Annotated in this window: 21 protein-coding genes; 6 read left to right on the top strand and 15 right to left on the bottom strand. The window is 63.0% G+C overall.

The genetic code is table 11. The features are described from left to right. Window positions 1-44: 44 nt before the first annotated feature. The 12 genes from BGO80_RS08025 to BGO80_RS07970 form a co-directional block, all read right to left on the bottom strand. Window positions 45-434 carry an MAPEG family protein gene (locus BGO80_RS08025; protein ID WP_286720697.1) on the bottom strand — a complete coding sequence of 130 codons (390 nt, stop codon included), beginning with the start codon at window positions 432-434 and terminating at the stop codon, window positions 45-47. 55 nt (window positions 435-489) lie between these two features. Beyond that, window positions 490-984, bottom strand: a complete 495-nt coding sequence (locus tag BGO80_RS08020; protein WP_126151042.1) for a hypothetical protein — start codon at window positions 982-984, stop codon at window positions 490-492. 73 nt (window positions 985-1,057) lie between these two features. Then, complete coding sequence (locus BGO80_RS08015) at window positions 1,058-1,507, bottom strand: hypothetical protein (protein ID WP_286720696.1); 450 nt, start codon at window positions 1,505-1,507, stop codon at window positions 1,058-1,060. A gap of 143 nt (window positions 1,508-1,650) precedes the next feature. Then, window positions 1,651-2,409, bottom strand: coding sequence for an SDR family oxidoreductase (locus tag BGO80_RS08010; RefSeq protein ID WP_286720695.1), 759 nt, complete (start codon window positions 2,407-2,409; stop codon window positions 1,651-1,653). Between the two features lie 51 nt (window positions 2,410-2,460). Then, entirely contained in the window at window positions 2,461-3,735 is a 1,275-nt protein-coding gene (gene odhB, locus BGO80_RS08005; RefSeq protein WP_286720693.1) for a 2-oxoglutarate dehydrogenase complex dihydrolipoyllysine-residue succinyltransferase, read from the bottom strand. Window positions 3,736-3,815: 80 nt separating this feature from the next. Further along, window positions 3,816-6,818 (bottom strand): 2-oxoglutarate dehydrogenase E1 component, encoded by a 3,003-nt coding sequence (locus BGO80_RS08000; protein ID WP_286720691.1) that lies wholly within the window; start codon window positions 6,816-6,818, stop codon window positions 3,816-3,818. 415 nt (window positions 6,819-7,233) lie between these two features. Beyond that, a complete protein-coding gene (gene sucD, locus BGO80_RS07995) occupies window positions 7,234-8,136 on the bottom strand; it encodes a succinate--CoA ligase subunit alpha (RefSeq protein WP_286720689.1) in 903 nt (300 codons plus the stop codon). Window positions 8,137-8,154: 18 nt separating this feature from the next. Further along, window positions 8,155-9,348, bottom strand: a complete 1,194-nt coding sequence (gene sucC / locus BGO80_RS07990) for an ADP-forming succinate--CoA ligase subunit beta (protein ID WP_286720687.1) — start codon at window positions 9,346-9,348, stop codon at window positions 8,155-8,157. Window positions 9,349-9,438: 90 nt separating this feature from the next. After that, window positions 9,439-10,401, bottom strand: a complete 963-nt coding sequence (gene mdh, locus BGO80_RS07985; protein ID WP_126151049.1) for a malate dehydrogenase — start codon at window positions 10,399-10,401, stop codon at window positions 9,439-9,441. Between the two features lie 277 nt (window positions 10,402-10,678). Next, complete coding sequence (gene zapE, locus BGO80_RS07980) at window positions 10,679-11,824, bottom strand: cell division protein ZapE (RefSeq protein WP_286720685.1); 1,146 nt, start codon at window positions 11,822-11,824, stop codon at window positions 10,679-10,681. A gap of 172 nt (window positions 11,825-11,996) precedes the next feature. Further along, window positions 11,997-12,590 carry an AprI/Inh family metalloprotease inhibitor gene (locus tag BGO80_RS07975; RefSeq protein ID WP_126151051.1) on the bottom strand — a complete coding sequence of 198 codons (594 nt, stop codon included), beginning with the start codon at window positions 12,588-12,590 and terminating at the stop codon, window positions 11,997-11,999. Window positions 12,591-12,712: 122 nt separating this feature from the next. Continuing rightward, window positions 12,713-12,946, bottom strand: coding sequence for a hypothetical protein (locus tag BGO80_RS07970; protein ID WP_286720683.1), 234 nt, complete (start codon window positions 12,944-12,946; stop codon window positions 12,713-12,715). A gap of 209 nt (window positions 12,947-13,155) precedes the next feature. Between BGO80_RS07970 and BGO80_RS07965 the strand changes: the two genes are divergently transcribed. Genes BGO80_RS07965 through BGO80_RS07940 form a run of 6 tightly spaced genes read left to right on the top strand, consistent with a single transcriptional unit; the run spans window position 13,156 to window position 19,681 of the window. Beyond that, entirely contained in the window at window positions 13,156-14,250 is a 1,095-nt protein-coding gene (locus BGO80_RS07965; protein WP_286720681.1) for a microcin C ABC transporter permease YejB, read from the top strand. Beyond that, window positions 14,247-15,365, top strand: a complete 1,119-nt coding sequence (locus tag BGO80_RS07960) for an ABC transporter permease (protein ID WP_286720680.1) — start codon at window positions 14,247-14,249, stop codon at window positions 15,363-15,365. The genes BGO80_RS07965 and BGO80_RS07960 overlap by 4 nt, the downstream gene beginning before the upstream one ends. Window positions 15,366-15,399: 34 nt before the next feature. After that, the gene (locus BGO80_RS07955; RefSeq protein ID WP_126151055.1) at window positions 15,400-15,651 is read left to right on the top strand and encodes a hypothetical protein; all 252 of its coding nucleotides are present in this window, start codon (window positions 15,400-15,402) and stop codon (window positions 15,649-15,651) included. Window positions 15,652-15,654: 3 nt separating this feature from the next. After that, window positions 15,655-16,149, top strand: coding sequence for a type II toxin-antitoxin system VapC family toxin (locus BGO80_RS07950; protein ID WP_223214222.1), 495 nt, complete (start codon window positions 15,655-15,657; stop codon window positions 16,147-16,149). Then, window positions 16,146-17,777: an ABC transporter ATP-binding protein gene (locus tag BGO80_RS07945; RefSeq protein WP_286720678.1), complete on the top strand. Its 1,632-nt coding sequence runs from the start codon at window positions 16,146-16,148 to the stop codon at window positions 17,775-17,777. The genes BGO80_RS07950 and BGO80_RS07945 overlap by 4 nt, the downstream gene beginning before the upstream one ends. Window positions 17,778-17,815: 38 nt before the next feature. Continuing rightward, window positions 17,816-19,681 (top strand): extracellular solute-binding protein, encoded by a 1,866-nt coding sequence (locus BGO80_RS07940; RefSeq protein WP_286720677.1) that lies wholly within the window; start codon window positions 17,816-17,818, stop codon window positions 19,679-19,681. A 245-nt stretch (window positions 19,682-19,926) separates the two neighbouring features. On the opposite strand, the gene BGO80_RS07935 is transcribed toward BGO80_RS07940, so the two are convergent. The 3 genes from BGO80_RS07935 to BGO80_RS07925 are packed head-to-tail and all read right to left on the bottom strand — an operon-like array spanning window position 19,927 to window position 26,766. Further along, window positions 19,927-20,535 (bottom strand): class I SAM-dependent methyltransferase, encoded by a 609-nt coding sequence (locus BGO80_RS07935; RefSeq protein WP_286720675.1) that lies wholly within the window; start codon window positions 20,533-20,535, stop codon window positions 19,927-19,929. 4 nt (window positions 20,536-20,539) lie between these two features. Beyond that, on the bottom strand, window positions 20,540-24,886 hold the full coding sequence (locus tag BGO80_RS07930) for a translocation/assembly module TamB domain-containing protein (RefSeq protein WP_286720673.1): 4,347 nt from the start codon (window positions 24,884-24,886) through the stop codon (window positions 20,540-20,542). Beyond that, window positions 24,886-26,766, bottom strand: a complete 1,881-nt coding sequence (locus BGO80_RS07925; protein ID WP_286720671.1) for an autotransporter assembly complex protein TamA — start codon at window positions 26,764-26,766, stop codon at window positions 24,886-24,888. Before BGO80_RS07925 ends, BGO80_RS07930 begins: the two co-directional genes overlap by 1 nt. Window positions 26,767-26,965 lie beyond the last annotated feature (199 nt).

The following is a 26,965-nucleotide window of genomic DNA, read 5'->3' as shown; positions in this document are numbered from 1 at the left end:
AATGCGGCCGCCGATAGCCTCCCCTGCCCGATGGGCAAGGGCGGCTAGAAGGCCACCCCGACAAACAGGAGCACGAGGCCAATCAGCGACACCATCCAGATGCCGGAACGCAGAAGAGGAATGTCGATGAAATAGCCTGGAATATAGGCCCAGCGTGCCCAGAACCACAATTGCGCACCCCATTGCGTCAGGCTATCGGAGCGCCCCGACAATTCGGTCGCCACCGCCAGCGCAATGAAGATGCCATAGGTCTCGAGGAAATTGCGCAGGGCGCGATTGCCCCGTGCTGCCCATTTGTTTGGCGGCCGCTCATTATCACGCTGGCTGCCGGCAAATTTGATGCCATAGTCGAGGCGATAGGCAGTGGATTGCACCATCACATAGGCAAAAGCCAGCGCGGCGCTCCAGATCAACAGGGTCAACTCGACGCTCACATTCATCTCCATGCATCAGGGTCTGCCAATAGAACGGCGGGCCCATCCTGCCGGATCACTGGCAATCGAGCAACTCGAAGGCATCGCCAGGCGATACATCCCCGTCCCACTCGGTGCTGCGATAGTTCGAATACCAGAGGCTGACCGCCAGTTGCGGCAGGATCACCTGTTCGGGCGCCTTGCCCCCGCGCTCTATGTCGAGAAAGCGCACCTTGCCGTCATAGATGCCATAGATGGATGGGTGGTCTGTTTCGACGAGGAAAGTACATTGCTCGGTGCTGTCCGCTGCGCACGGCCCGGAAATCGACCAGAGCGGCGCCCCAAAACCATTGGGCACGCTGACGCCACCCTCCAGCACTACATCGGAATTGGGCATTTCGATATAGAAGGCCGCCGTCTGGTTGGCGGGCGCGATCTGCGGCACCCGCTTGAAGGTCAGCCACCAGGGCGCGTCGGGCTGCTTGTAGCGCGCATTGGCCAGGGTGCACTCGGTGGCCATACCGGTGCTGCAGAGAATGACAGAAAGGAAAAATGCCGACAGGACGCGCATGGGACGATCTCCGGGGAGCCTGTCCGCGAAGAAATCACGCCCGCTCTGAGCCTCCTACCCCGTTACAGGGGGATCAGGAGGCCGAAATCTCCTGCGCGCGCTTCAGTGCTGCGGGCAGTTGCCGGTCGATATCGAGCGCGCCTGTTTCCACCTGCTCGAGAAAGGCGCGGCAGAAGCTGCCCTTATCGCCGGCCTGGTTATAAGCGGTCATGATCTGCGTGCCGCCATAGGTCTCGGCCGCCTTCTGCTGGCCTTCGGCGCCCCCGCCCAGCCGGGTGATGACCCGGTCGGCGAGATCGAGAAAGCCGATATTGCGCAGATACCAGTTTTCCGCCGCCAGCTTGTAGCTGCCGTCGAGGCCAGTGGTTTCGTAGCAATGGGTGGTCATGACATTGACGATGGCCTGCGAGCCGTGAAAGGCCATCAACTCGCCGATCAGTGCGGTATTTTCGGTATCGTCCTGCGCCAGAGCGGGCGCGACAAGGCCCAGAAATGCAACGGCCAGGGCAGCAGTTTTACGCAACGCGAAATCTCCAGGTCGGGCAATCCCTCGCGCTTTTCATAGGGGCCGGGACCCTTAACAGAGTCTTAGTATTTCATCCGGAGGCCCATCACGAAAATGCGAATGCAAACGATATCCCTGTAAACCACAGGAGTGCGGTTCAATCAGGGCAGGCTTGCCCGCCCGCCGGTCACCGACAGGATCGATCCGGTGGTATAGCTGGACGCATCCGACAATAGCCAGACAATGGCCTCTGCGACCTCGTGGGCCGTGCCCGCGCGTTTGATGGGGATGGCTTCGATCATGCGCGCAACCCGGTCCGGATCGCCACCCGAGGCATGAATGTCGGTCTCAATTACCCCGGGGCGGACGGCATTGACCCGCACGCCATGTTCGGCCACTTCCAAAGCCAGCCCGACCGTAAAACTGTCAATGGCGCCTTTGGCGGCCGCATAATCCACATACATATTGGCACCACCCAGCTTGGCAGCACCGGAGGTGAGATTGACGATGCTGCCGCCGGTGCCACCATGGGCCCGCGACAGGCGCCGCACCGCCTGCCCCGCGCACAGCATCGCGCCATAGACATTGATAGCGAACATGCGTTCAAGCCGGGCGAGGTCCATGTCCTCTACCCGCATCGCCACATCGACCACACCCGCATTGTTGACCAGACCCTTGAGTGGTCCCAAAGCATCCGCCGCGTTGAAGATGCGCTCTATGTCCCCGGGCTTGGATACATCGCCTTGCACGGCAACACTCTTGCGCCCAGCACGGATGATTTGGGCGCAGACGGCCTCGGCGGCAGCCAGATTACCGGCATAATTGACCACGACATCGAAGCCGCGCTCGGCCGCAAGGATGGCACTTGCCGCACCGATGCCGCGCGATCCGCCGGTGATCACGACCACCCCGTTGTCCATCCTGCCCCCCAAAAAGATGAGGCCGGGGACTTGCCCCGGCCTCGACAGACCTTAGAGATCGAGCACCAGCCGCTCGGGCGCCTCAAGGCTTTCCTTGACGCGGACCAGGAAGGTGACGGCTTCCTTGCCATCGACGATGCGGTGATCATAGCTGAGCGCCAGATACATCATCGGGCGGATGACGATCTGACCGCCGACCACGACCGGACGCTCCTGGATCTTGTGCATGCCCAGAATACCCGACTGCGGGGCATTGAGGATCGGGGTCGACATCAGCGAGCCATAGACACCACCATTGGAGATGGTGAAGGTGCCGCCCTGCATGTCGGCCATCGACAGCTGCCCATCGCGGGCCTTCCTGCCGAGATTGCCGATTTCCTTTTCGATCTCGGCGATCGACATCTGGTCGGCATTGCGCACCACCGGAACCACAAGGCCCTTGTCGGTGCCGACAGCGACGCCGATATGGGCGTATTGCTTGTAGATCAGGTCATCGCCATCGATCTCGGCATTGACCGCCGGGATTTCCTTGAGCGCATGCACCACGGCCTTGGTGAAAAAGCCCATGAAGCCCAGCTTGACGCCATGCTTCTTCTCGAACAGGTCCTTGTACTGGTTGCGCAGGTCCATCACCGGCTTCATGTCCACCTCGTTGAAGGTGGTCAGCATGGCGGCGGTGTTCTGCGCATCCTTGAGGCGGCGCGCAATGGTCTGGCGCAGGCGGGTCATCTTCACGCGCTCTTCGCGCGACGCGTCATCGGCGGCAACCGGAGCGCGCGGCGCGGGAGAAGGCGCCGGAGCGGCGGGCTTTGCAGCAGGAGCCGGAGCGGGGGCCGCAGCAGGCGCGGCGGCGGGCGCCGGACGGGCCAGGGCCGAGAGCACATCTTCCTTGAGCACCTGACCAGACTTGCCGGAACCGGCAATGCCGGCGGCGTCGAGATTGTTCTCGTTGATCAGCTTCTGCGCCGAGGGAGCCGGAGCCCGGTCGGTCGGCTTGACCGGCTCGGGACCAGCAGCATTGGCGGCAGGAACTTCGGTCTTGGCCGGTGTCGGAGCGGCAGCGGCGGGCGCCGAGGCGGCAGCAGCGGCACCGGCAGCAATGGCACCCAGCAGTGCCCCGACATCGACGGTTTCGCCCGGCTGGGCAGCGATGGCTTCGAGAACGCCTGAAGCGGGCGCCGGAACCTCGATGGTAACCTTGTCGGTTTCGAGCTCGACAATGGGCTCATCGGCAGCGACGGCGTCGCCCACCTTCTTGTACCACTGACCGATGGTTGCCTCGGTGACGCTTTCGCCCAGCGTCGGCACGCGGATTTCTGTCGACATTGAGTATGTCCTTCTTTTTCAGGCCGGAGCGCCTTCGTCCTAGGGACGAATGTGGCGCTCTTTATGTCATGTCACAAGGCTTATGAGCCCAGCGCGTCATCGAGGAATGCCTGGAGCTGTTCCAGGTGCACGCTCATGCGGCCGGTAGCCGGCGAGGCAGCAGCGGCGCGGCCGGTATAGCGAACGCGCTGGTTGCCACGGCCCATCTGGTCGAACACCCATTCCACATAGGGCTGGATGAAGGCCCAGGCCCCCATATTGCGCGGCTCTTCCTGGCACCAGATCACTTCCGCATTGGGGAAGCGGCTCAATTCATCCAGCAGTGCCTTGGCCGGGAACGGATAGAGCTGCTCGACGCGCAGCAGATAGACATCGTCGATGCCCTTCTTCTCGCGGTCTTCGAGCAGGTCGTAATAGACCTTGCCCGTGCACAGCACCACGCGACGGATCTTCTCGTCGTTCTGCAGGCGAATGGTGGTCTTGGGCAGGCCCGGCGCCTCGGCATCGTCCCAGAGCAGACGATGGAAGACGCTGTCCGGACCCAGTTCCACCAGACCCGAGACGGCGCGCTTGTGGCGCAGCAGGCTCTTCGGCGTCATCAGGATCAGCGGCTTGCGGAAGTCGCGCTTCAGCTGACGGCGCAGGATGTGGAAATAGTTGGCCGGCGTCGTGCAGTTGGCGACCTGCATATTGTCTTCCGCGCACAGCTGCAGGAAGCGCTCGGGACGCGCGGAGGAGTGCTCCGGGCCCTGCCCTTCATAGCCATGCGGCAAAAGCATCACGAGGCCCGACATGCGGAACCACTTGCGCTCGCCCGAAGAGATGAACTGGTCGATCACCACCTGCGCGCCGTTGACGAAGTCGCCGAACTGGGCTTCCCACAGCGTCAGCGCCTTGGGCTCGGAGAGCGAATAGCCATATTCAAAACCCAGCACCGCTTCTTCGGAGAGCATCGAATTGATGACCTCGTAGCGCGACTGATCGGGCGCCAGATTGTTGAGCGGCGTATAGGTCTTGTTGTCGACCTGCTGATCGTTGAGCACCGAATGGCGCTGGCTGAAGGTGCCGCGTTCGCAATCCTGGCCGGAAAGGCGCACGGGATGGCCTTCGGTCACCAGCGTGCCGAAAGCCAGTGCCTCGGCGGTTGCCCAGTCGATGCCCTCGCCGGACTCGATCGCCGCCAGGCGATTGTCCATGAAGCGCTTGACCGTGCGGTGCACGTTGAAGTCGGCGGGAACCTGGGTGAGCTTGGTGCCGATCTCGACCAGCTTGTCGAGGGCAACACCGGTTTCGCCACGGCGCGGACCTTCGTCATGCGCCGGCTTGAAGCTCTTCCACTGGCCATCGAGCCAGTCGGCCTTGTTCGGACGATAGTCCTGGCCGGCTTCGAATTCGGTTTCGAGGCGCGCCTTCCAGTCGGCCTTGAGCTGGTCGATATCGGTCTGGGTCAGCAGGCCCTCGCCCACCAGCTTTGCCGAATACAGTTCCAAGGTGGTCTGGTGCGACCGGATCTTGGAATACATCAGCGGCTGGGTGAAGCTGGGCTCGTCGCCTTCATTATGGCCGAAGCGACGATAGCAGAACATGTCGATGACGACAGGCTTGCCGAACTTCTGGCGATATTCGACCGCGACCTTGGCGGCAAAGACAACCGCTTCCGGATCGTCGCCGTTCACATGCAGCACCGGCGCCTCGATCATCTTGGCGACATCGGTCGGATAGGGCGAGGAGCGCGAATAGATCGGCGAGGTGGTGAAGCCGATCTGGTTGTTGATCACGAAGTGGATCGAGCCCCCCGTGCGATGCCCCTTGAGGCCGGAAAGGCCGAAGCACTCGGCTACGACGCCCTGCCCTGCAAAGGCGGCATCGCCGTGGATCAGCAGCGGCAACACCATGGAGCGGTCCGGCTTGCCGTCCTGCTCGATATTGACCAGCTTGCCATCGGGCGCGATGTGCTGATCCTGCTTGGCGCGGGCCTTGCCCAGCACCACCGGATCGACGATCTCGAGATGGGAGGGATTGGCAGTCAGCGACAGGTGCACCTTGTTGCCGTCGAATTCGCGGTCCGAGGAAGCACCCAGATGGTACTTCACGTCGCCCGAACCTTCGACGTCGTCGGGATAGAAGGCGCCGCCCTTGAATTCGTGGAACAGCGCGCGATGCGGCTTGCTCAACACCTGGGTCAACACGTTGAGGCGGCCGCGATGCGCCATGCCCAACACGATGTCCTTGATGCCCAGCGCGCCACCGCGCTTGATGATCTGCTCCAGCGCCGGAATGGTGGCTTCGGCACCATCGAGGCCGAAGCGCTTGGTGCCGGTATATTTGACGTCGAGGAACTTCTCGAAGCCCTCGGCTTCGATCAGCTTGTTGAGGATGGCCTTCTTGCCCTCGGGCGTGAAGGTGATTTCCTTGTCCGGGCCCTCGATGCGCTCCTGGATCCACTGCTTGGCTTCGGGATCGGAGATATGCATGAACTCGATGCCAAGCGTACCGCAATAGGTGCGCTTGAGGATCGCCAGCATCTCGGGAAGCGTCGCGTATTCGAGGCCGAGATAGTTGTCGATGAAGATCTTGCGGGAATAATCGGCTTCGGTGAAGCCGTAGCTCGTCGGATCGAGCTCGGGCGCCGGCTCTTCGGCGCGCAGGTGCAGCGGATCGAGATCGGCGTGCAGGTGACCGCGCATGCGATAGGCACGGATCATCATGATGGCGCGGATGGAGTCGCGCGTGGCCTGCAACACTTCGGTAGCGGTGGGCGCGGGCTTGCCCTCTGCAGCGGCCTTCTTGGCTACGACCTTCTCGGTCTTGACCGCCACTTCGGCCCAGTTGCCGTCGAGGGCGCTGACCAATTCGCTGGCTTCGGCCTGCGGCCAGTCCTTGCGACCCCAGCTCGGACCGTCGGCGTTCTTGCGCGCCTCATCCTGGCTATCGTCGAGACGGCTGAAGAAGCTGGCCCATGTCGCGTCAACGCTGGACGGGTCGCTCTTGAAGCGAGAATAGAGTTGTTCGATGTAGTCGGCATTCCCTCCGTAGAGGAAAGAAGTCAGCAAGAACGTGTCGTTCTTTTCCTGTCGTGTCATCGCTTGTGTCGCAGGACTTTGCGCCCCGCCATCCTTCTCAACGAACCGGGAGTGCCGGTTTCACGCGGTCCTTAAATTGCTGCGGATACTGACCGCTTATCCTTAGTATCCTGTTAAGTGGAACGATCCCTGAGCAGGATCGTGGCTCGAATAGTCTCATACCGTATCGAACGCCCGAGGGCTTATCACCGCTCTGTGTCCGAACCGCGACCTAACCGGGTTGCATCCGACCAGGTTCGCTGATTGTCGCCCCGGCAAGGGCCGGGGCTCGTCGTGAAATCTCAAGTAAATCCCGGCATCCGCCGAGATGACGCCACGGTAATGCAACCGACATGCCCCGCCATTCGAGCCTAGCTCTCATGGCCTGCTCGCCTCCAATCGCTCCACCGGAGCGATTGGCCCTGGGGGACGGCTCTCAGCCCTTCAGCACATCCACAAGCGTGGTGCCAAGGCGCGCCGGCGACGGCGAGACGCGAATGCCGGCCGCTTCCATCGCGGCGATCTTGGACTCCGCGTCGCCCTTGCCGCCCGAAACCACGGCGCCGGCATGGCCCATGGTCCGGCCCTTGGGAGCGGTGCGGCCCGCGATGAAACCGGCCATCGGCTTCTTGCGGCCCTTCTTGGCTTCGTCGATCAGGAACTGGGCGGCGTCTTCTTCGGCCGAACCGCCGATTTCGCCGATCATGATGATGGATTCGGTGGCGTCGTCAGCCAGGAACATCTCCAGCACGTCGATGAACTCGGTGCCCTTGACCGGATCGCCGCCAATACCGACCGCAGTGGTCTGGCCGAGGCCTTCGTTCGAGGTCTGGAACACTGCCTCATAGGTAAGCGTGCCCGAGCGCGAAACAATACCCACCGAACCCTTGCGGAAAATCGAGCCCGGCATGATGCCGATCTTGCATTCTTCCGGGGTCAGGATGCCCGGGCAGTTGGGGCCGAGCAGTCGCGACTTGGAGCGGTCGAGGCGAGCCTTGACGCGCACCATGTCCATCACCGGGATACCTTCGGTGATGCAGGTAATGAACGGGATTTCGGCATCGATGGCTTCGATGATGGCATCGGCAGCACCGGCAGGCGGCACATAGATGACCGAAGCGTCGGCGCCGGTCTTTTCCTTGCCTTCGGCGACCGAAGCGAAGATCGGCAGGCTTTCACCCTTCGAACCGGTCCAGGTTTCGCCGCCCTTCTTGGGGTGGATACCGCCAACCATCTGCGTGCCATAATAGGCCAGCGCCTGTTCGGTGTGGAAGGTGCCGGTCTTGCCGGTCAGGCCCTGGACGAGGACCTTGGTGTTCTTATTGACGAGAATAGACATCAGGTAAGGTCCTTCAAATTAGCCGTTGATCGCCGCGACGATCTTCTTGGCGGCGTCGTCGAGATCGTCGGCCGCCGTGATCGCCAGGCCGGACTCGTTGAGGATCTTCTTGCCCAGTTCGACATTGGTGCCTTCCAGGCGCACCACCAGCGGCACCTTGAGGCCCACTTCCTGCACGGCAGCGACAACGCCTTCGGCGATGACATCGCACTTCATGATGCCGCCGAAGATGTTGACCAGAATGCCTTCGACCTTGGGGTCGGCAGTGATGATCTTGAAGGCGGCCGCGACCTTGTCCTTGCCGGCACCGCCGCCAACGTCACAGAAGTTCGCCGGCTCTTTGCCGTAGAGCTTGATGATGTCCATGGTCGCCATGGCCAGGCCTGCGCCATTGACCATGCAGCCGATATTGCCGTCGAGCGCCACATAGGCGAGGTCCCACTTGGAGGCCTCGATTTCCTTGCTGTCTTCTTCGCTCTCGTCGCGCAGCGCCTTGATATTGTCATGGCGGAACAGCGCATTGCCGTCGAACGACACCTTGGCGTCGAGCACGCGCAGATGGCCGTTTTCCATGACGATCAGCGGATTGACCTCGAGCAGCGCCATGTCGGTGTCGCTGAAGGCCTTGTAGAGGATGGGGAACAGGCTCTTGGCGTCTTCGGCGGCAACGCCGTCAAGCTTGAGCGCGGCCACGATCTTGGCCACATCGGCATCGGTGACACCGGCTTCGGGATTGATCGCGACGGTCACGATCTTTTCCGGAGTGTCATGGGCCACGGCCTCGATATCCATGCCGCCTTCGGTGGACACCACGAACGCCACCTGCCCGACCGAGCGGTCGACCAGGAGCGAGCAATAGAGCTCGCGGGCAATATCGGCGCCATCTTCGATATAGAGGCGATTGACCTGCTTGCCGGCTTCGCCGGTCTGCGCGGTCACCAGCGTATTGCCGAGCATTTCCCTGGCATGGGAAACCACTTCCTCGATGCTCTTGGCCAGGCGCACGCCGCCCTTGGCATCGGGACCGAGCTCCTTGAACTTGCCCTTGCCGCGACCGCCGGCATGGATCTGGCTCTTGACCACATAAAGCGGGCCCGGCAGCGACTTGGCTGCGGCCTCGGCTTCGTCGACCGAGAAAATGGCGACGCCAGCAGCAACGGGCGCGCCGTATTCTTTCAGCAGCGCCTTGGCCTGGTGTTCATGGATGTTCATTCTATTCCCCTTGGGTGGGCAGACGTAAGCCGGACATTTCCAGAGACCGGAAAGGGCGAAAGCCGCTGGCGGAACCAGCGGCTTCAATCATTAGGCCAGCTTGGGCTGGATCTTTTTACACGCCTCGATCAGGCCTTCGACCGCGCCGACCGATTTGTCGAACGCCTTTTGCTCGGAGGAGTTGAGCGCGATCTCGACGACCTTCTCCGCGCCACCGGCACCGATGATCACGGGCACGCCGACATAGGTGCCCTTGACGCCATATTCGCCATTGAGCTGCACGGCGGAAGGAAGCACGCGCTTCTTGTCCTTGAGATAGCTCTCGGCCATGGCAATGGCGGATGCGGCCGGCGCATAGAAGGCCGAACCGGTCTTCAGCAACCCGACGATCTCGGCGCCGCCATCACGGGTGCGCTGCACGATCTCTTCGAGCTTTTCCTTGCTCATCCAGCCCATCTTGACGATGTCGGTCAGCGGAATGCCGGCAACGGTGGAGTAGCGGGTCAGCGGCACCATGGTGTCGCCATGGCCGCCCAGCACGAAGGCGTTGACGTCCTGAACCGACACGCCCAGCTCTTCGGCGATGAAGTGCACGAAACGCGAGCTGTCGAGCACGCCGGCCATGCCGATCACCTTGTTGGCGGGCAGGCCGGAGAACTTCTGCAGCGCCCAGACCATGGCGTCGAGCGGGTTGGTGATGCAGATGACGAAAGCGTCGGGGGCATATTTGGCAATGCCCGCACCCACCTGCTCCATCACCTTGAGGTTAATTTCGAGCAGGTCGTCGCGGCTCATGCCGGGCTTGCGCGGCACGCCGGCGGTGACGATCACCACATCGGCGCCTTCGATGTCCTTGTATTCGGACGTGCCCTTGAGCGTGGAATCGAAGCCCTGGGCCGGAGCCGACTGGGCGATATCGAGGGCCTTGCCCTGCGGTACGCCGTCGACGACGTCGAACAATACGACGTCACCCAGTTCTTTCTGAGCGGTCAGCAGGGCCAGTGTCCCGCCGATCTGTCCAGCACCGATAAGGGCAATCTTCTTGCGCGCCATAAGCCTCATCCCAACTGCGTTGAATTGGCGCACGTCTTAACCCTCCCCGCATTGAGGAGCAAGTGAACCCTTCGTCTAAAGCCCGGTTTGGCCCATGCTGATGGGCGAAGGGGGAATGCCGTTTGGGCATGTGCGCAGGGACTGCGAACTCGAAACGTCCCACCCCATCGTCATTGCCCGGCTCGACCGGGCAATCCATGCTGCAACAAAACGCCGGACAGAAATGGACCACCCGATCAAGTCGGGTGGTGACGATGGACATCTAGAACTGGCTCGGTCAAATGTCTTCTGACTCGTCGGGCACCGCATCCCGCAACCCCTTGCCGAGATATTCCTCGGACTGCATCTCGGTGAGCCGGGACACCGTGCGCTGGAATTCGAAGGCGGTCTTGTCGTCCTTGCCCAATTGTTCGAGCGGCACCGCAAAGCTGGCCGCCAGCTTGACGCCCCGGTCGTAGAGACTGTCGATCAACAGGATGAAGCGCTTGGCCGCATCGGACCGGGTCCGGTCCATCTGTGGCACATCCTCGAGCATCACCGAATCGAACGAATGTGCGATGCGTACGAAATCTCTGGTCCCCAGCGGCTTTTCGCAGAGATCGGCAAAACCGAAACGGGCCGCCCCCATGGACATTGCCGGCACCGGAATTTCCCGGCCAATGCTTTCAATCACCCCCGGCGCGCCCAGTTCGCCGCCGGTAATGCGCAGCCAGAGCCGGTCCATGACCGCGCCGATTTCGGGCCCGGTGCCGAAGGCATAGACCTGCTGCCCGGCAAATTTCAGCCGCCGATAATCCTGTTCCGATGGCAGCCCCACCACCACCGTCTCCGCCTTGAGCCGGGCGATGAAGGGCAGGAACAGTTGCCGGTTGAGACCATCCTTGTAGAGATCGTCGGGGACCACGTTTGAGGTGGAGACCAGTGTGACCCCGCCGGCAAACAGTTTTTCGAACAGCCGGTCGAGCAGCATGGCGTTGGCGATGTCATGGACGTGGAACTCGTCGAGGCAGAGCACGCGCGACCCGCTCATGAGGATTGGCCGCACCACCGCTTCCACCGGATCGGCATTGTCGGCACTGCCTTTGGGCGACTTGCGAAACGCCGCAATGGCTTGGTGCACCTCATCCATGAATTCGTGGAAATGCACGCGCCGCTTCTGCGGGAACGGCACGGCGGCAAAGAACAGGTCCGTCAGCATGGTCTTGCCGCGCCCCACTTCGCCGAACAGGTAGAGCCCGCGCACCGGCTTCGGCTTGTCGAAAAACCCGAACAGCCGCCTTGGCTTGGCCGCCATCAGGTCGTTCAGCACGCGATCGAACTGGTCCGCCGCCTCGCGCTGCGCCGGATCGGCGCTCAGCGCCCCGCGCGCCACCAGCGCATCATAGGCGGTGCGAACCGAGGAATAGGGGGAAGAAGAAGCCATCAAGCAATACCGAGCCAAACCCGCGCCGGCCCCAAGGCCAGTCGCACCACCCATTGCGTCGTGAGCCGGCCCGGGTCAACCCCGAGCGGCCACCTGCTCTGTGGCAAGGCAATTTCAAGCATGTAGAAGGATGACACAAAAAAGCCGGCCCATTGGACCGGCTTTCGTGAACTTAGCGCGACATGGAGACCGGCTGGCCACCACCCATCGTGCCGATATAACGGCCCGAGCTCGGCGCCAGGAACGCGGCGATATTGCCGTTATCATCATAAAGCTGCAGCTGGCTGCCGACCTGCTGCCAGCCCGTCACTGCCGCAATCTGCGACACGGTGCAGCCCGGCGCCGAAGCGCGATAGTAATTGGTACCGGTCTTGGCGGTCATCGGCAGGTTGAGCCGGCAGGTCTGGCCGCCAGCCACCACGTTCCACACGCCTTCCGGTCCGGTGCTGACGCCGGTGGTCATCGGTTGGCCCAGCGACACGATCGAGCCATTGGCGCCCGCAACCTGCGTCGGCTGCGTCATGGCGGGCTGGCCGCCCAGAACCGGCTGGCCGGAAAGGCCCGGGGCGGGCGTGCCCGTCGCGCCGATCGCCGGCAGCGTATTCTGCTGCACCGTCGAGTTCTGCACCGGCTGCGCCTGGCTGGGCGCACCGATGACATTGAGATTGCTGGTGTTGGTTCCACTGGTCGAGGCACAGCCGGCCAGCACCAAGGCCAATACCGACAAACCCGCAATGGAAGAAGCGCCGCGCTTCCAAACCTGCATTGATCACTCCTGCCCCAAGGGCTTAAGGGAAATTAACACTTGTGGCGGCTTATAAAGCAAACAGCCCCCCACGTTCAATCGCCCAACCCGCACCTTTCTTGTGCTGCCGCAATATGGCCGTTTTAGGGGTGGGTGTCGTTCATGTCCTTCATCAGGTCCGCGAGAAGCAGAGCCGCATCCTCGGCCTCGTCCTCCGGAACCTCGATACTAACGCCCTGCGGTCCGAAAAGGTTCGGAACCCCCGGCAATCCGCCATCCACCGGATCGAGCGGGTGAAAGCCATGCGCTCGCAGCGCGACCAGCATCACCCTGGCGATGGAAATATCCTTGATCTGCCCGACGGATTGAAACCGCATCCGCTTCTCCTTGTTGGGTCGCGATCCTGAACGGCGGCGGCGGCCAGGGCAAGCCCTGCACTACAAACCCGCGTGAAAGCCGGCGATGGGCAGGCGAGCAATCTTGCATCCCCGTCACGGAAGTGTTGCAGTGCCGATCAGTTGTCATCGCCCTTTGATTTGCGTCGCACACGCCGCAAAGCCGGGCATGTCTCGTTGCCGGAGCAGGCATGGGCGCCTATATCTTCCGCCGTCTCCTGCTGATGATCCCGACCGTGTTCGGCATCATGGCCGTGTCCTTTGTCATCACCCAGTTCGCGCCCGGCGGTCCTGTGGAACAGGCCCTGGCCAATATGTCGGGGCAGAACGTATCGCTCAGCGAGCGCGTTACCGGCGGTGGCGGCGATGGCGTGGCCGCCCCATCCCGCCAGCAGACTGGCGGCGCATATCGCGGCAGCCAGGGCCTGCCGCCCGAGTTGGTCGCGCGCATCGAAAAGCAGTTCGGCTTCGACAGGCCGCCGCTCGAACGCTTTTTCTCCATGATCGGAAATTACCTGCGCTTCGATTTCGGCGACAGCTATTACCGCGACATTTCGGTGATCGACCTGATCAAGGAAAAGATGCCGGTTTCGATCTCGCTGGGCCTGTGGATGACGCTGATTGCCTATGGCATTTCGATCCCCCTTGGCATTGCCAAGGCGGTGCGCGACGGCAGCCGCTTCGATGTCTGGACCTCGACCATCGTCATCATCGGCTATGCCGTGCCCGGCTTCCTGGTGGCCATCGCGCTCGTCGTCCTCTTCGCCGGCGGCTCGTTCTGGTCGATCTTTCCGCTACGCGGGCTCACCTCGCCGGGCTGGGCCAGTTTTCCCTGGTGGCGGCAGGTGCTCGACTATTTCTGGCATCTGGTGCTTCCCATCATCGCCATGGGCCTGGGCGCCTTCGCCACCGCGACGCTGCTGACCAAGAACTCCTTTCTCGACGAGATCGGCAAGCAATATGTCACCACCGCCCGCGCAAAGGGCCTGACCGAGCGGCAGGTGCTCTATGGCCACGTCTTCCGCAACGCCATGATGCTGATCATTGCCGGCTTTCCCGGCGCCTTTATCGGCGTCTTCTTCGGTGGCTCGCTGTTGATCGAGACCATCTTCTCGCTCGACGGCCTCGGTCTTCTCGGCTTCCAGTCGGTGGTCAGCCGCGATTATCCGGTGGTCTTTGCCACACTCTACATCTTCTCGCTGCTCGGCCTCATCATCGGGCTGGTATCGGACCTGGCCTATATGTGGGTCGATCCACGCCTCGATTTCGAAAGCCGCGACGTATGAGCCTCGACGCTGCCCCGCATGGCCGCCTCAGCCCGCTCAACCGGCGGCGCCTCGCCAATTTCCGCGCCAATCGCCGCGGCTGGTGGAGTTTCTGGATCTTCTTCGTCCTCTTTGTCGTGACGATGGGCGCCGAATTCATTGCCAATGACCGGCCCATTCTCGTCTCCTACAAGGGCGAGCTGATGGTGCCGGCATTTGTCGATTATCCCGAAAGCACCTTTGGCGGTTTCCTCGCCACCACCAACTACCGCGATGAATTCATCGCCGACGAGATCAGCGCAAATGGCTGGATGCTCTGGCCGCCCATCCGCTTCAGCTACAACACAGTCGATCCCTATGTAGCCTTTCCCGGCGCCAACCCGCCCAGCTGGCTGATGAGCCGCGACGTGGTGTGCCAGCGCTACCCACAAGGCCTCGCCGATCCTGGTTGCCTTCCAGGCAATTTCCACGTCCTGGGCACCGATGGAACCGGGCGCGACGTCATGGCGCGGCTGATCTATGGCTTCCGCATTTCCATCCTGTTCGGCCTCGTCCTCACCGTCGCCTCTTCAGTAATAGGCGTCGCGGCCGGCGCCGTGCAGGGCTATTTCGGCGGCTGGGTCGATCTCATCGCCCAAAGGCTGATCGAAATCTGGACCTCGGTACCGGCCCTTTATCTCCTCCTCATCATCTCCTCGGTGATCGCGCCCGGCTTCTGGGTGCTGCTCGGCATTTTGCTTTTGTTCTCCTGGGTGACGCTGGTGGGCATCGTGCGGGCCGAATTCCTGCGCGCCCGCAATTTCGAATATGTCACCGCCGCCCGCGCCCTGGGTGTATCCAACCGCATGATCATGTGGCGGCATCTTCTGCCCAATGCCATGGTCGCGACGCTGACCTTCATGCCCTTCATCCTCTCGGGCTCGGTGGCGACGCTGACCTCGCTCGACTTTCTCGGCTTCGGCCTGCCCTCCGGCTCGCCTTCGCTGGGCCAGTTGCTCGAAGAGGGCAAGAACAACCTCGAAGCCCCCTGGCTTGGTCTGACCGGCTTTTTCACCATCTCCTTGATGATGACGCTCCTGGTCTTCATCGGCGAAGCCATCCGCGACGCCTTCGATCCCCGAAAGACCTTCCGATGAAATGTGGTATGATGGCCTCGCAAGGAGGCGCGCCATGAACAAGATCGTGCGGCAGCATTACCCGGTCGAGAACCTGCCAGAGGATTTGCGCGAACTCGTATCGACAAGTTCGGTCACGGTCATTTTAACCGAGGAGACGTATTCGACTCCGCCCCCACTTTCTCGCGAGCAGGCAGTCGCTTTGATGAAGCAGATGCAGCGCGATGCGGCGGAGCGCGGGGAAACCGTCACCACGGAGGAAGCGGTAGCGAGAATTCGGGCACTTCGCGACGAGTGGGATGACTGATTGGTGCAACCGGTCTACCTGGACACGAATATTTTCATCAAAGCTTTCGAGGGCCAGGACGAGCAGTCGCACGCGTTGGTCGGGCTGTTCTCTGGAGAAACGCCGTCTGGCTCAGCCCCTTTCGTAACAAGTGAACTGACACTGGCCGAATTGCTGGTCGTCCCCTATCGCAAACATGATGATATCAACCGGCTACGCTACGAAACCTTAATTCAGACGACGGACTGGCTTACGGTGGCCCCGGTCGATCGTGAGGTGTTAGCGGCAGCGGCGCTGCTGCGGAGCGCACACTCTCTAAAGCTGCCTGATGCCATCCATATCTCAACAGCCATCAAGCTGGGATGTCAGTATTTCATGAGTGAGGACCAAGGCATCCGCGGCCCATATGCGTTAAGCTATGCTTCAACGACGCAAAACTGGCAGTCAACGTCGGTACAGGTGCTGAGGCCGACTCTTTCGGAAATTGCCGCAATAGAAGACGGTTGGCTCCACCCGTGACCGCGCCCCTGCTCTCGGTTCGCGATCTCACCATCGGCTTCGGCGCTAGCCCCGCCGCCAGGTCCGTATCCTTCGACATCAGCCCGGGCGAAACCGTGGCGCTGGTGGGCGAGAGCGGCTCGGGCAAATCGGTGACGGCGCTGTCGGTGCTGAAACTGCTGCCGCCCAGCGCCACGCTCTCCGGCTCCATCCGCCTTGACGGCACGGAGCTGGTCGGCGCCGATGACGCCACGCTGCGGCAGGTGCGCGGCAATCGCGTCGGCATGATCTTTCAGGAGCCGATGAGCTCGCTCAATCCGCTGCACAGCATCGGCAAGCAGATCGGCGAGACGCTGGCCGTGCATCAGGGCCTGCGCAAGACCGCTGCCCGCAAGCGCACGCTCGAATTGCTCGATGCCGTCGGCATTCCCGATCCGCTACACCGCTTTGACGACTTTCCCCACCAACTGTCCGGCGGCCAGCGGCAACGCGTCATGATCGCCATGGCGCTCGCCAACGACCCGAAACTGCTGATTGCCGACGAACCAACCACCGCGCTCGATGTCACCGTGCAGGCGCAGATCCTCGCCCTCCTCAAAAAACTGCAGCGCGACAATGGCATGGCCATGCTGTTCATTACCCACGACCTCACCATCGTGCGGCGCATTGCCGACCGGGTCTGCGTCATGACCGGCGGCGAGATCGTCGAGAGCGGACCGGTCAACGCCATCTTCGACAAGCCGCAACACGACTATACCAAACGCCTGCTCGCCGCCGCGCCGCGCGGGGACGCGCTGGTGCCTGCCCCCGACGCGCCGACGGTGGTCGAAGCCACCGACCTCAAGGTCTGGTTCCCCATCAAGCGCGGCCTGCTGCGCCGTGTCGTCGGCCATATCCGCGCCGTCGACGGCGTCGATCTCACCATCAAAAAGGGCGAGACTCTGGGCGTCGTGGGCGAGAGCGGTTCGGGCAAGTCCTCGCTCGGCTATGCCATGCTGCGGCTGATCCCGTCCGAGGGACGCATCGTGGTGCTGGGCAATGCGGTGCAGGCCCGGTCGTGGCGATCTTTGCGGCCGCTGCGCAAGCATATGCAGATCGTCTTCCAGGACCCCTATGGCTCGCTCAGCCCCCGCATGTCGGTGCGCGAAATCGTCGAGGAGGGACTTGGCGTGCATATGCCGCAACTTGGCCGCGCCGAGCGCGAAGCGAAGATGACAGCGGCCTTGCGCGAGGTCGGCCTCGATCCCGCCGTCGCCAGCCGCTATCCGCACGAATTTTCCGGCGGCCAGCGCCAGCGCATCGCCATCGCCCGCGCTTTGGTGCTCGAGCCGGATTTCCTGGTGCTGGACGAGCCGACCTCGGCGCTCGATGTCTCCATCCAGGCCCAGGTCATCGACCTGCTGCGCGATGTGCAGCACCGGCGGCAGTTGAGCTATCTCTTCATCAGCCACGATCTGCGCGTGGTGCGGGCGCTGGCCCACCGCCTCATCGTCATGCGCCATGGCAAGGTGGTCGAGCAGGGCCTGGCCGCCGACATTTTCGCCGCCCCGCAGCAAGACTACACCCGCCAACTACTCGCTGCCGCCTTCGACCTTGCCTCACCCGAAACGGTGAACGGCACGACCATTGCCCCCGATGCCGACATCTGAATAATTTCGACACCAAACCCTTGCCGCGGAGCCACGCCATGACGCTTTTGACCCGCCTCTTCCTGCCCGTCCTTGCCCTCGTGGCAGCATTTGGGCTCTCCGCCCCCGCCTCGGCCCAGCCAAAGACCGGGGAATGGACCAACTCCTTCACGCTGCAAGGCGAAGCCAAATATGGCCTCGACTACACCCATTTCGACTATGTCAATGTCGATGCCCCCAAGGGCGGCACGGTGCGCATGGGCGATCTCGGCGGTTTCGACACCTTCAACCCCATCCTGCCCAAGGGCGAGGTCGCCAACGGGCTGGGCCTGGTCTACGAAACGCTGATGATCCCCTCGCAGGATGAGGTGAACACCTATTACGCCCTGCTCGCCTCCGAATTGAAGATCGCCGCCGATTACGGCGCGGTGACCTTCCGCATCGACCCCAAGGCCAAGTGGCAGGACGGCGAGCCGGTCACGCCCGAAGACGTGGTCTGGAGCTTCAACAAGCTGATCGAGGTCAATCCCGACCGCGCCCAATATTATGCCAATATCACCAAGGCCGAGGTGACGGCCCCGGGCGAGGTGACCTTCACCTTCAACCAGACCGACAATCTCGAATTGCCGCTGATCCTGGGCCAATTGCTGGTCCTGCCCCAACATTGGTGGGAGGGCACCGGTGCCAATGGCAAGGCCCGCAATATCGCCGAATCCACCCTCGAAATCCCTATGGGCTCCGGCCCCTATCACCTTGCCAGTTTTGATGCCGGCCGCACCACCACCTATGAGCGCAATCCCGATTACTGGGGCAATGCGCAGCCGACCCGCGTCGGCCAGAACAATTTCGACACCTACAAGATCGAGTACTTCCTCGATCTGACAGTGATGTTCGAGGCTTTCAAAGGCGACCAGTTCGACTGGTGGAGCGAGAACCAGGCCCGCCGCTGGGCCACAGCCTATGACTTCCCGGCGGTCAAGGACGGCCGTGTGATCAAGGAACTCTTCCCCCAGGACTACAATGACAGCGGCGTGATGGTCGGCTTCGTCATGAACCTGCGCCGCGACAAGTTCGCCGATGTGCGTGTGCGCGAAGCCCTGAACTACGCCTTCGATTTCGAGGAGCTGAGCAATACCCTGTTCTATGGCCAGTACGAGCGCATAGACAGCTTCTTCTTCGGCCTGCCCTTCCGCTCCAAGGGCCTGCCGGAAGGCGAGGAACTGGCCGTGCTTGAAACCGTCAAGGACCAGGTGCCGCCCGAAGTCTTCACCGCGCAATATACCAATCCGGTCAGTGGCGACCCGCAAAAGCTGCGCGCCAATCTGCGCACCGCGCTCGGCCTCTTCACCGAGGCCGGCTATACGCTGCGGGGCAACCAGTTGATCGGGCCGGATGGGCAGCCCTTCACCTTCGAAATCCTGCTCAATGGCCCCACCATCGAGCCGGTGGCTCAGAACCTCGTCACCAACCTGGCGCAGATCGGCGTCACCGCCACCATCCGCACCGTCGACAGCCCGCAATTCATCAACCGCGCCCGCAGCTTCGACTATGACATGATCTATTCGGGCTGGACCCAGTCCTTCTCGCCGGGCAACGAACAGCGTTTCTTCTTCGGCTCCTCCACCGCCGAGGCGCAGGGCGCGCAGAACTATGCCGGTATTGCTGACCCCGCCGTCGACGCGCTGATCGACCAGATGATCGCGGCCGACGATCGCGAAACCCAGGAGGCGGTAACCAAGGCACTCGACCGGGTGCTGCTGGCTAAGCATTTCGTCATCCCCAGCTACACGCTGCGCACCACCCGCGCCGCCCGCTGGGACCGCTTCAGCCACCCCGACCCGCTGCCCGAATTCTCCTCCGGCTTCCCCAGCCTCTGGTGGTGGGACGCCGAAAAAGCCGCAAAGACCGGCGGCGCGGCGCAGTAAGAGGCAGCTGTTCGCGCAGGCTTGAGTTAAAAACTGCGCGGTTTCCTGACGCTACCTATCGCACGGCTTTTCCCACCCACCGTTCCGCCCTCGGGCTCGCCCCGAGGGCGGCCTGGCGCTCGTTGAATGTGTCGCGCCAGAAGCCGGCCGCCACCATCCGGAGGCCTCTGCTCCCGCTCTCTCGCCCTCACGGGGGCGAGAAGCGAAAGTGCCCGGAATCCGCCTTGGTTTGAAATGATCTGGCCTCAGCCGCGACCGGGCTTTCGGGCCACGAGGTCAACCAGGGCCGAAACACCCCTGTGACGGCTGCCTTCGCTGAGCTCGGCGTCGTAGCTGCGCAGGTCGAGGATCTCGAGCGCCTTGAACCGGTCGGCCAGCAGATCCTCGGTATAGAGGTTTTCCAGCACTCTGGGTCCACCGGTCCCATATTCCATCTGACGCGGTCCATAGCCTTCCAGCAACAGAAGTCCACCGGGTGCCAATGTCCTGATCATGCCGGCAAAGATGGCATCGCGCAGCGGCGGCGCGGCGAATTGAAAGAAAATGCCCACAACCACGTCGAATGTGTCGGCGGGCCATTCATATTCAGCGATATCCACCAGTTGGCAATCGACTGACACGCCCCGCTTTTCAGCCAGCGCCCTCGCCTTGGCGATGCCGACCGAGGAGGCGTCGATGCTGGTGACATCGAGCCCCTGCTCCGCCAGGAAAACGCCGTTGCGCCCCTCGCCGTCGGCAATGGCCAAGGCGGTACGATAGCCTGCGAGCCGATGCTGCTGCGCGGCGAGGAAAGCGTTGGGGGCCTCCCCGAACAGGTAGCCCGGTTCGCTATACCGCTCGTCCCAGAAGCTCATCGCCTTAATAGTCCTGCTCGTAGAACACGCCGACGCTGGAATTGCCGTCCTGTCCGGCGGCGCCCTTGACCGTCAGATTGTCGGTGACATCGAGATTGATCGTCACCTTGGACTGGCCATTGGCCCCCGCAGTGACGCCGAGATAGACATTGTCCTGCAGATAGGTGCCGGCCTGCACCCCGACATTGCCCTTGGCGTCAGTGACAACGTCGAGATCGGCGAGGCCCGCGGCCCCGCGAATATCGTTGAGCAGGCCGCCGCCACTGCCGCCGCCCACCAGTTCCGCCGCGGCTGCCGCCAATTGCGCCAGCTGCAGCGGCGACAATTCGCCCATCGAGCGCTTGAACAGCAGACGCGCCAGCACCTCGTCCTGCGGCAGGCTTGGATTGGAGGAGAAATTGATCTCCAGCGCCGAGACACGGCCAGTAACGGTCACGATCACAGTGATGTCGTTGCTATCGGTGGTGGCGACGAAATTGAGCTGCGGATCGAGATCGCCCACCAGGGTCACATTGCCCTGCTCGAAGGTGATGCGCTGGCCCAGGATCGACAGCCGCCCGCGATTGAGCGCAAAGGCGCCGACCGGCTGGATATTGCTGATCGGGCCAGTGAGCCGCACCGATCCACCCACTTCCGCGTCGAGCCCGCGGCCGCGAATGAAGATCTGGTTCGGCGCGCTGACATTGATGTCGAGCAACAGGCCCGGCGAACGTGTCTGCGGCACCGGCGCGCCACCCGCATCGATGCGCGCGCGTTGCAGCGTCTGCGCCACTGGCGCCGGCGTGCGGATATGGGTCACGTCGATCAGCGCCGCGCCGCCGCCAAAGCCTTCCGGCACAGTGATATTGGCGTTTTCGATCAGCACATTGCCCGCCAGCAGCGGCGTACCGGTGAGATTGCCAGTCAGCGCCAGCCCACCCGACACCGTGGCGACGAAAAGATCGCCATCCGAATAGCGCGCCGAATTGATGGTGACGTTGAGATTGGCCGGGAAAGCCCCGGTGAGCCCTACCGTTCCGGAGGCAGACACGCTGCCGCCGGTGGACAGATTGGCAGAAAGGCTTTCCACCGTGGCACTGGTGCCGGTCAACTGCACCCGGCCATTGATATCGGTCAGGCGCAGGTTGAGCTCGGGATCGACATAACCGGCCCCTGCCGTCGATACCGTTCCGGCAAAAACCGGATTGTCGAGACTGCCGCTCACCCGCGCATTGATATTGGCGGTGCCCGAAAGCTGGCCGCCACGGTCGGCGACGAACTGATTGGCCAGGGCCAGCGGCGCCGAGCCTTCGAGATTGAGCGCGAGGCCACTGCCTTCCAGCGGCACGCGGCCCGATCCGGTCACAGCGAGCCCACCGGCGCCATTGGCCGTCAGCGCATTCAGAACCACGGCCTGGCCGGCATAGGTGCCATTAGCCGAAACGCTGATCGGGGTAATGCCGAAGGAGGCGATCGCAGCCGCCCCGACGCCGCTGGCCTGTGCCTGGAAGCGCACCTGCGGGTCGGATGCATCGCCCGAAACCGTAGCCCGGCCATTGAGCGTGCCGGCCAGTCCCAGATCGGGCGCCACGGCATTGGCGATGGACAGCGGCAGATTGGCGATATCGACCACCATGTCGAGCGCCGTGCCGGCCGTGCCGGTCGCGGTAATGCTGCCGGAGCCGACATCGAAGCGGATGGCGTCGAGCGCAACGCTGTCGCCACGCACCACTAGCGCGCTGGGATTGGCCAGCCGAGCCGAGAGGCTGCCCTGCACCAGATTGGCGCGGTCGAGCGCCAGTCGATAGCCATCGGCAATCGGGCTCAGCGCCCCGGCCACATCGATATTGGTGCCGGTGGCCAGCGCCGCCTGCGCGTCGAAATTGGTGGTGTCGCCGCTCTGGTTGGCGCGGGCATCGAGCGTGTTGATCACCACGCCGGCCGCCCGGACCGTGGTGGCGCTGGCCGAACCATCGACCACCGGCACGCCGAAGAGGTCCGCGATCCCTGCAGAAATATCGGCCCGGCCCACGGCAATGTCATTGAACCGGAAATTGCTGGCATTGGCCGTCACGCCCAGCCCCTGCTGGCCATTGTCGGGCTTGAATTCGACCGCCGCATTGACCGCGCCAGAGGCATCGGCCAGCAGTAAAGCTGCAGCCAGCGACACATCCGGCGCCACCACGTCCAGCCTACCGTCCAGCAGTCCGGTCTCGACACTGCGGATGATACCGCCGGAAATGCGCGTGCCCGCGATCTCGAAGCCGATATCGGACAGCGCCTGGGTGGTCTCGTCGGACTCGAGATGGGTGATCAGCGTCGCCCGGTGTCCATCGAGCTCGGCGCTGCCGGTAACATCGCCGCGCAAACGACCATTGAGGAGATTTGCCGCAAGTGTGACCTGTGCATTCCGCAAGGCGCGTCCCGCCAATGTCCCGCTCGGCACCTGGCCATCCAGCAGCAGCACCAGCGGCTGGTCCGCTGCCGCCGAGCGTGCCGAGCCGCGCACCGCCAGCGCGCCACTGGCATCGTCTGAAACCAGGCCGAGATCGCTGAGATTGAGCGCAATGGTGAAATCTGCAGTGTCGCTGGCATAGGTACCATCGGCATTGAACCGCACCTGCGGATTGCTGATCGAAAAGCCCTCGGCCACGATCCCCGCATCGGTGCGCGCCAGCCTTCCGCCGATATCGACCGTGCCGGCCAGCAGCGCATCGGCGGTGGCGTCGTCGATCGAAAGATTGGTGCCGGTGCCGTCAAAGCGCAGGTCGAAACCGCCGCTCACCGGCATCAGCTTGCCATCAGCGACCAGCGACAGTGCGCCGGTCAGCTCGCGTCCGGCAAGGCCCGAGAAGGCCCCGATATTGCCGGTCTCGACGCCGATACGGCCATCGAAGTCGGTGCCATCGATCGTGCCCGACAGCGTCGCCACCAGCGCCTCGCCCACGACGCGCAGTTCGGCCAGCTGGATCGGCTGCCCGGCATTCCAGAGCCCAGCTATGCCCAGACCGACGCTGTCGCCCAAAGCGGCCTCCAGCCCGGCATCGCCGGTCACGCCGGACAGCGTGCCGTCGCCATTGAAGGTCACCATGCGGCGGGTCGGATCGGAGAGATTGCTGGCAACGCCATTCACCGCCAGCGCCAGCCGTTCGGCGCGGATGTCATCGGTCGAAAAGCCGTCGACGCCCAGTTCAGCCGTCCAGTCCTCGCTGCCCGCCGTGCCGAAATCGACCTTGAACTGCGCCTTGTTGACCTTGGTGGCATTGCCGGCGACCGGCAGTGTCACCACGCCACCCGCCGGATCGGCAATGGCGGCGTCGATCACGAGACGCGAGAGGAAATTATCTGCGGTAGTGGTGGCGCTTGCTGTCAGCGCCAGCTGCCCGCCATTGAGCGTCAGGTTGGAGAGCTCGACGCCGCCCGCACTGCGCAACAGTGCCTGCGCCGTCAGCCGCGTATCGGCGCCGAAAAACGCCCGATAGGGTTCGGCCACCAGCGTCGATAGTGGACCACCGAGATTGGCGGCGATGGCAAAGCCTTCAGCCTGCTGGGCAATGGTTGCGGTGCCGCTCAGGGCCGACTGGCCATCGGCCAGCAATTGCATCTGCGCCGTCAGATCGGCCACCGGCCCCTGCCCCTGCAGCGTCAGCTGCATGGCCGGCCGGCCCTCGATACTGAGCAGGTTCGCCAAAACACCATTGGCCGGCTCGTTGAGATCGAGCGAAAGGTCTATCACATTGTCGGCGCGTTTGTAGTCGATCTTTAGGCCCAGCGTGCCACCCGGACCGTCGAGCCGCACGATATCGAGCGTGGTGTCGAGATTGCCGCCTTCCAGCGACAGCGCACCGGTCAGCGAGATTTCCGAGCCCAGCCCGAAAACGCTTTCTCCGAAGGTAACCTTGGGCACCGACAATTCGCCCAGCTGGATCGCCACCGGGAAGTCCGGAATTTCAAATCCGCCCGCTTCTGGCGCCGGCAGGTCGACGGTGTTTTCGGCCGGCACGGCATTGCGCAGATATTCGATGGAGTCGGCGGCCAGCGTGCGCACGTCGAGCTTGCCGGTGAACAGCGCCGCCTGGTTCCAGTTGAGCCGCGCATTGTTGACGCGCAGCCACACGCCCTGTTCGTCGGCAATGGTGATCTGGCGCACCGACACATCCGAGCCCAAGGCGCCATCGATATTGGAGAGCCTGATCTGCCGCTCAGGCGTCGACAATCGATCCTGCACGAAGCTGGTCAGCCAGTCCTTCTGCTCGTCGTCGGACATGGTGAGCACGTCTTGCGCCACCAACACCGCTGGCACGGCAAGAAATGGCGTCAGCAGCACTGCCGCCATGATGGTGCGCCGGCGGTTCTTGAACAGTTTCATCATCAGAACGCCTGCCCGATACCGGCGTAAATAGCATAGTCAGGATCACCCGGCCGCTTGTTGAGCGGCAGCGCCAGGTCGAGCCGCAGCGGTCCGAGCCCCGTGTAATAGCGCACGCCCAAGCCTGCCCCGAGGCGCAAATCCTGGATGGAGGGGAAAGTGTCGGCAGCGACATAACCGCCATCGATGAAGCCGACAACGCCGATGTCCTCGGTCACCTTCACCCGCGCTTCCAGCGACCCTTCGAGCAGATAACGCCCGCCGGTGACCACGCCCGAGCCATTGTCGACGCCGATGGACTTGAAGCCATAGCCGCGCACCGAGCCGCCGCCGCCGGCGAAGAACAGCTTGTCCGGCGGGATCTGGTGGAGCGACGGCCCCACCAGCGCCCCGGCCTTGATCCGACCGGCCAGCACATAGGCATCGTCCTCGGAGAAACCGAAATAAGTGCGCCCCTCGATGACGATGCGCGCGCCCGGATTGCCATAGATGAAATCGTAATACGGTTCGATATTGCCCGAAGCGTAGAAACCCTCGGTCGGATCGACCTTGCTGTTGCGCCCGTCAAAGGTCGCGCCGGCATAAAGCCCAGCCGTGGCAAAATCGCGGGTGCCGAAACCATCTTCGAAACGCGCCCGCTTGAAGCTGGCACCACCCTCGAAGGTCAACTCATCCGAATAAAACCAGCTCAGCCCCAGCCGCCCGGCCGCCGAGGTTTCGGTATAGGTCGGGTAGATGGTGCGCTCGCCCGACACCACCGCCACCAGGTCGACGTCCGGATGATAGAAGTCGGGTTTGGTGAAGGTGCCGCCGAAATAATAGTCGAACTGCGCGGTATTGATCGGCCAGGCAATGCTGGCGACGCGCGCATCGAGCCGCAGCCGTTCGGCCTGCCCGAAGAGATTGCGCCACAAATGATAGGCCTCGAGCCCCAGCCCATCGACCGTCGAATAGGTGGCGCCGGCGCCAAAACGGCGACCCGGCAATTCCTCGACGATCAGGTCATAGGGCAAGAGCCCATCGGCCCCGATGCTGTCGCCGGCCTGCATGCGCGCCGAGCGGAAGACTTCCAGGCGATCGAGGCGCTTCTGCGCCCGCGCCACATCATCGGGATCGTATTCCTGCCCCACCGCCAGCCCGGTCTGCTGGGCGACGAATTCGGGGTTCATATTGGTGGTGCCGCTGACCGCGATCGGCCCGAAGGCGGCATGGCGGCCTGGGTTGACGGTGATGGTCACGTCGACTGTATTGGTGGCGTGATCGGCGACCACGTCGCGCCCGGTCACCTCCGCCTTGGCATAGCCCTGCTGCCGCCAGGCTTCGACAGCCAGCTGCTCGGCTCGCACGATCACCGTGGACCGCGCCACCTCGCCCGCTCCGAAGCCACGCAAAGCCGGCAGATCGACCTGATCGAAGGGGTCGGCCGTATAGGGCGCCTGGTTGACGATCTGCACAGTGCCGAAGGTAAAGGCCGGTCCGGCAGTCACCGCCACCGTCACATCCACCGGATCGGGCAAATTGACGTCGGGCGCGAGATTGGCCGCCTCAACCCCGCCAATGCGGATGCTCACCGCCCCGCCATAACGTCCCTGGGCGTAAAGCGCGGCGAGGATGCGGCGATAGTCGCCCCGCGCCTTGGCGATCAGCCCGGCAGCGCCCGAGGCCGGCTCGGCCTGGTCGGACAGCAAGGTCGATGCATTGCGCACGGCGGTTTCGACATCGCCGGTCTCATTGACGGCAAAGCTCACTACATAGGGCTGCGGATCGACGATGACGGATTCGGCATCCCGGTCGGCATCGCTTTCAAAAAACTTGATGCCGAAAAGTTCAAAGGCATGCGCAGACGGCGCCGTCGCGGCCAATCCGGCAACCACGAGGCACATTGCGCCAAGACTCGATACAATACGCGCGCTCTGCAACCTAAACCCGCCCGTTACGCTTCAACCAATTGGGCTAAAGCTCAAATTGCCAGTTGGGCGGAAAGATTCCGTTAAGACACCGCCCCCATTTCGCGCCGACGCGTTGCGCCTGCCCAAATGGCGTAGATTTGATGGCAAGTTTAGGGCGCTCTGCCGCTCCCGG

Source organism: Devosia sp. 63-57 (genome assembly GCF_001899045.1).
Taxonomy (GTDB): domain Bacteria; phylum Pseudomonadota; class Alphaproteobacteria; order Rhizobiales; family Devosiaceae; genus Devosia; species Devosia equisanguinis.
Note: the sequence above shows the minus strand (reverse complement) of the source record. Positions and strands in the feature narration are given on the sequence as shown.

What these genes read in the sequence shown, in the direction of transcription:
- BGO80_RS08020 (WP_126151042.1), bottom strand. Translation starts at nt 984, where the DNA reads ATGCGCGTCCTGTCGGCATTTTTCCTTTCTGTCATTCTCTGCAGCACC.
- BGO80_RS08010 (WP_286720695.1), bottom strand. Translation starts at nt 2,409, where the DNA reads ATGGACAACGGGGTGGTCGTGATCACCGGCGGATCGCGCGGCATCGGT.
- odhB (WP_286720693.1), bottom strand. Translation starts at nt 3,735, where the DNA reads ATGTCGACAGAAATCCGCGTGCCGACGCTGGGCGAAAGCGTCACCGAG.
- BGO80_RS08000 (WP_286720691.1), bottom strand. Translation starts at nt 6,818, where the DNA reads ATGACACGACAGGAAAAGAACGACACGTTCTTGCTGACTTCTTTCCTC.
- sucD (WP_286720689.1), bottom strand. Translation starts at nt 8,136, where the DNA reads ATGTCTATTCTCGTCAATAAGAACACCAAGGTCCTCGTCCAGGGCCTG.
- sucC (WP_286720687.1), bottom strand. Translation starts at nt 9,348, where the DNA reads ATGAACATCCATGAACACCAGGCCAAGGCGCTGCTGAAAGAATACGGC.
- mdh (WP_126151049.1), bottom strand. Translation starts at nt 10,401, where the DNA reads ATGGCGCGCAAGAAGATTGCCCTTATCGGTGCTGGACAGATCGGCGGG.
- zapE (WP_286720685.1), bottom strand. Translation starts at nt 11,824, where the DNA reads ATGGCTTCTTCTTCCCCCTATTCCTCGGTTCGCACCGCCTATGATGCG.
- BGO80_RS07975 (WP_126151051.1), bottom strand. Translation starts at nt 12,590, where the DNA reads ATGCAGGTTTGGAAGCGCGGCGCTTCTTCCATTGCGGGTTTGTCGGTA.
- BGO80_RS07970 (WP_286720683.1), bottom strand. Translation starts at nt 12,946, where the DNA reads ATGCGGTTTCAATCCGTCGGGCAGATCAAGGATATTTCCATCGCCAGG.
- BGO80_RS07965 (WP_286720681.1), top strand. Translation starts at nt 13,156, where the DNA reads ATGGGCGCCTATATCTTCCGCCGTCTCCTGCTGATGATCCCGACCGTG.
- BGO80_RS07960 (WP_286720680.1), top strand. Translation starts at nt 14,247, where the DNA reads ATGAGCCTCGACGCTGCCCCGCATGGCCGCCTCAGCCCGCTCAACCGG.
- BGO80_RS07955 (WP_126151055.1), top strand. Translation starts at nt 15,400, where the DNA reads ATGAACAAGATCGTGCGGCAGCATTACCCGGTCGAGAACCTGCCAGAG.
- BGO80_RS07940 (WP_286720677.1), top strand. Translation starts at nt 17,816, where the DNA reads ATGACGCTTTTGACCCGCCTCTTCCTGCCCGTCCTTGCCCTCGTGGCA.
- BGO80_RS07935 (WP_286720675.1), bottom strand. Translation starts at nt 20,535, where the DNA reads ATGAGCTTCTGGGACGAGCGGTATAGCGAACCGGGCTACCTGTTCGGG.
- BGO80_RS07930 (WP_286720673.1), bottom strand. Translation starts at nt 24,886, where the DNA reads ATGATGAAACTGTTCAAGAACCGCCGGCGCACCATCATGGCGGCAGTG.
- BGO80_RS07925 (WP_286720671.1), bottom strand. Translation starts at nt 26,766, where the DNA reads ATGTGCCTCGTGGTTGCCGGATTGGCCGCGACGGCGCCGTCTGCGCAT.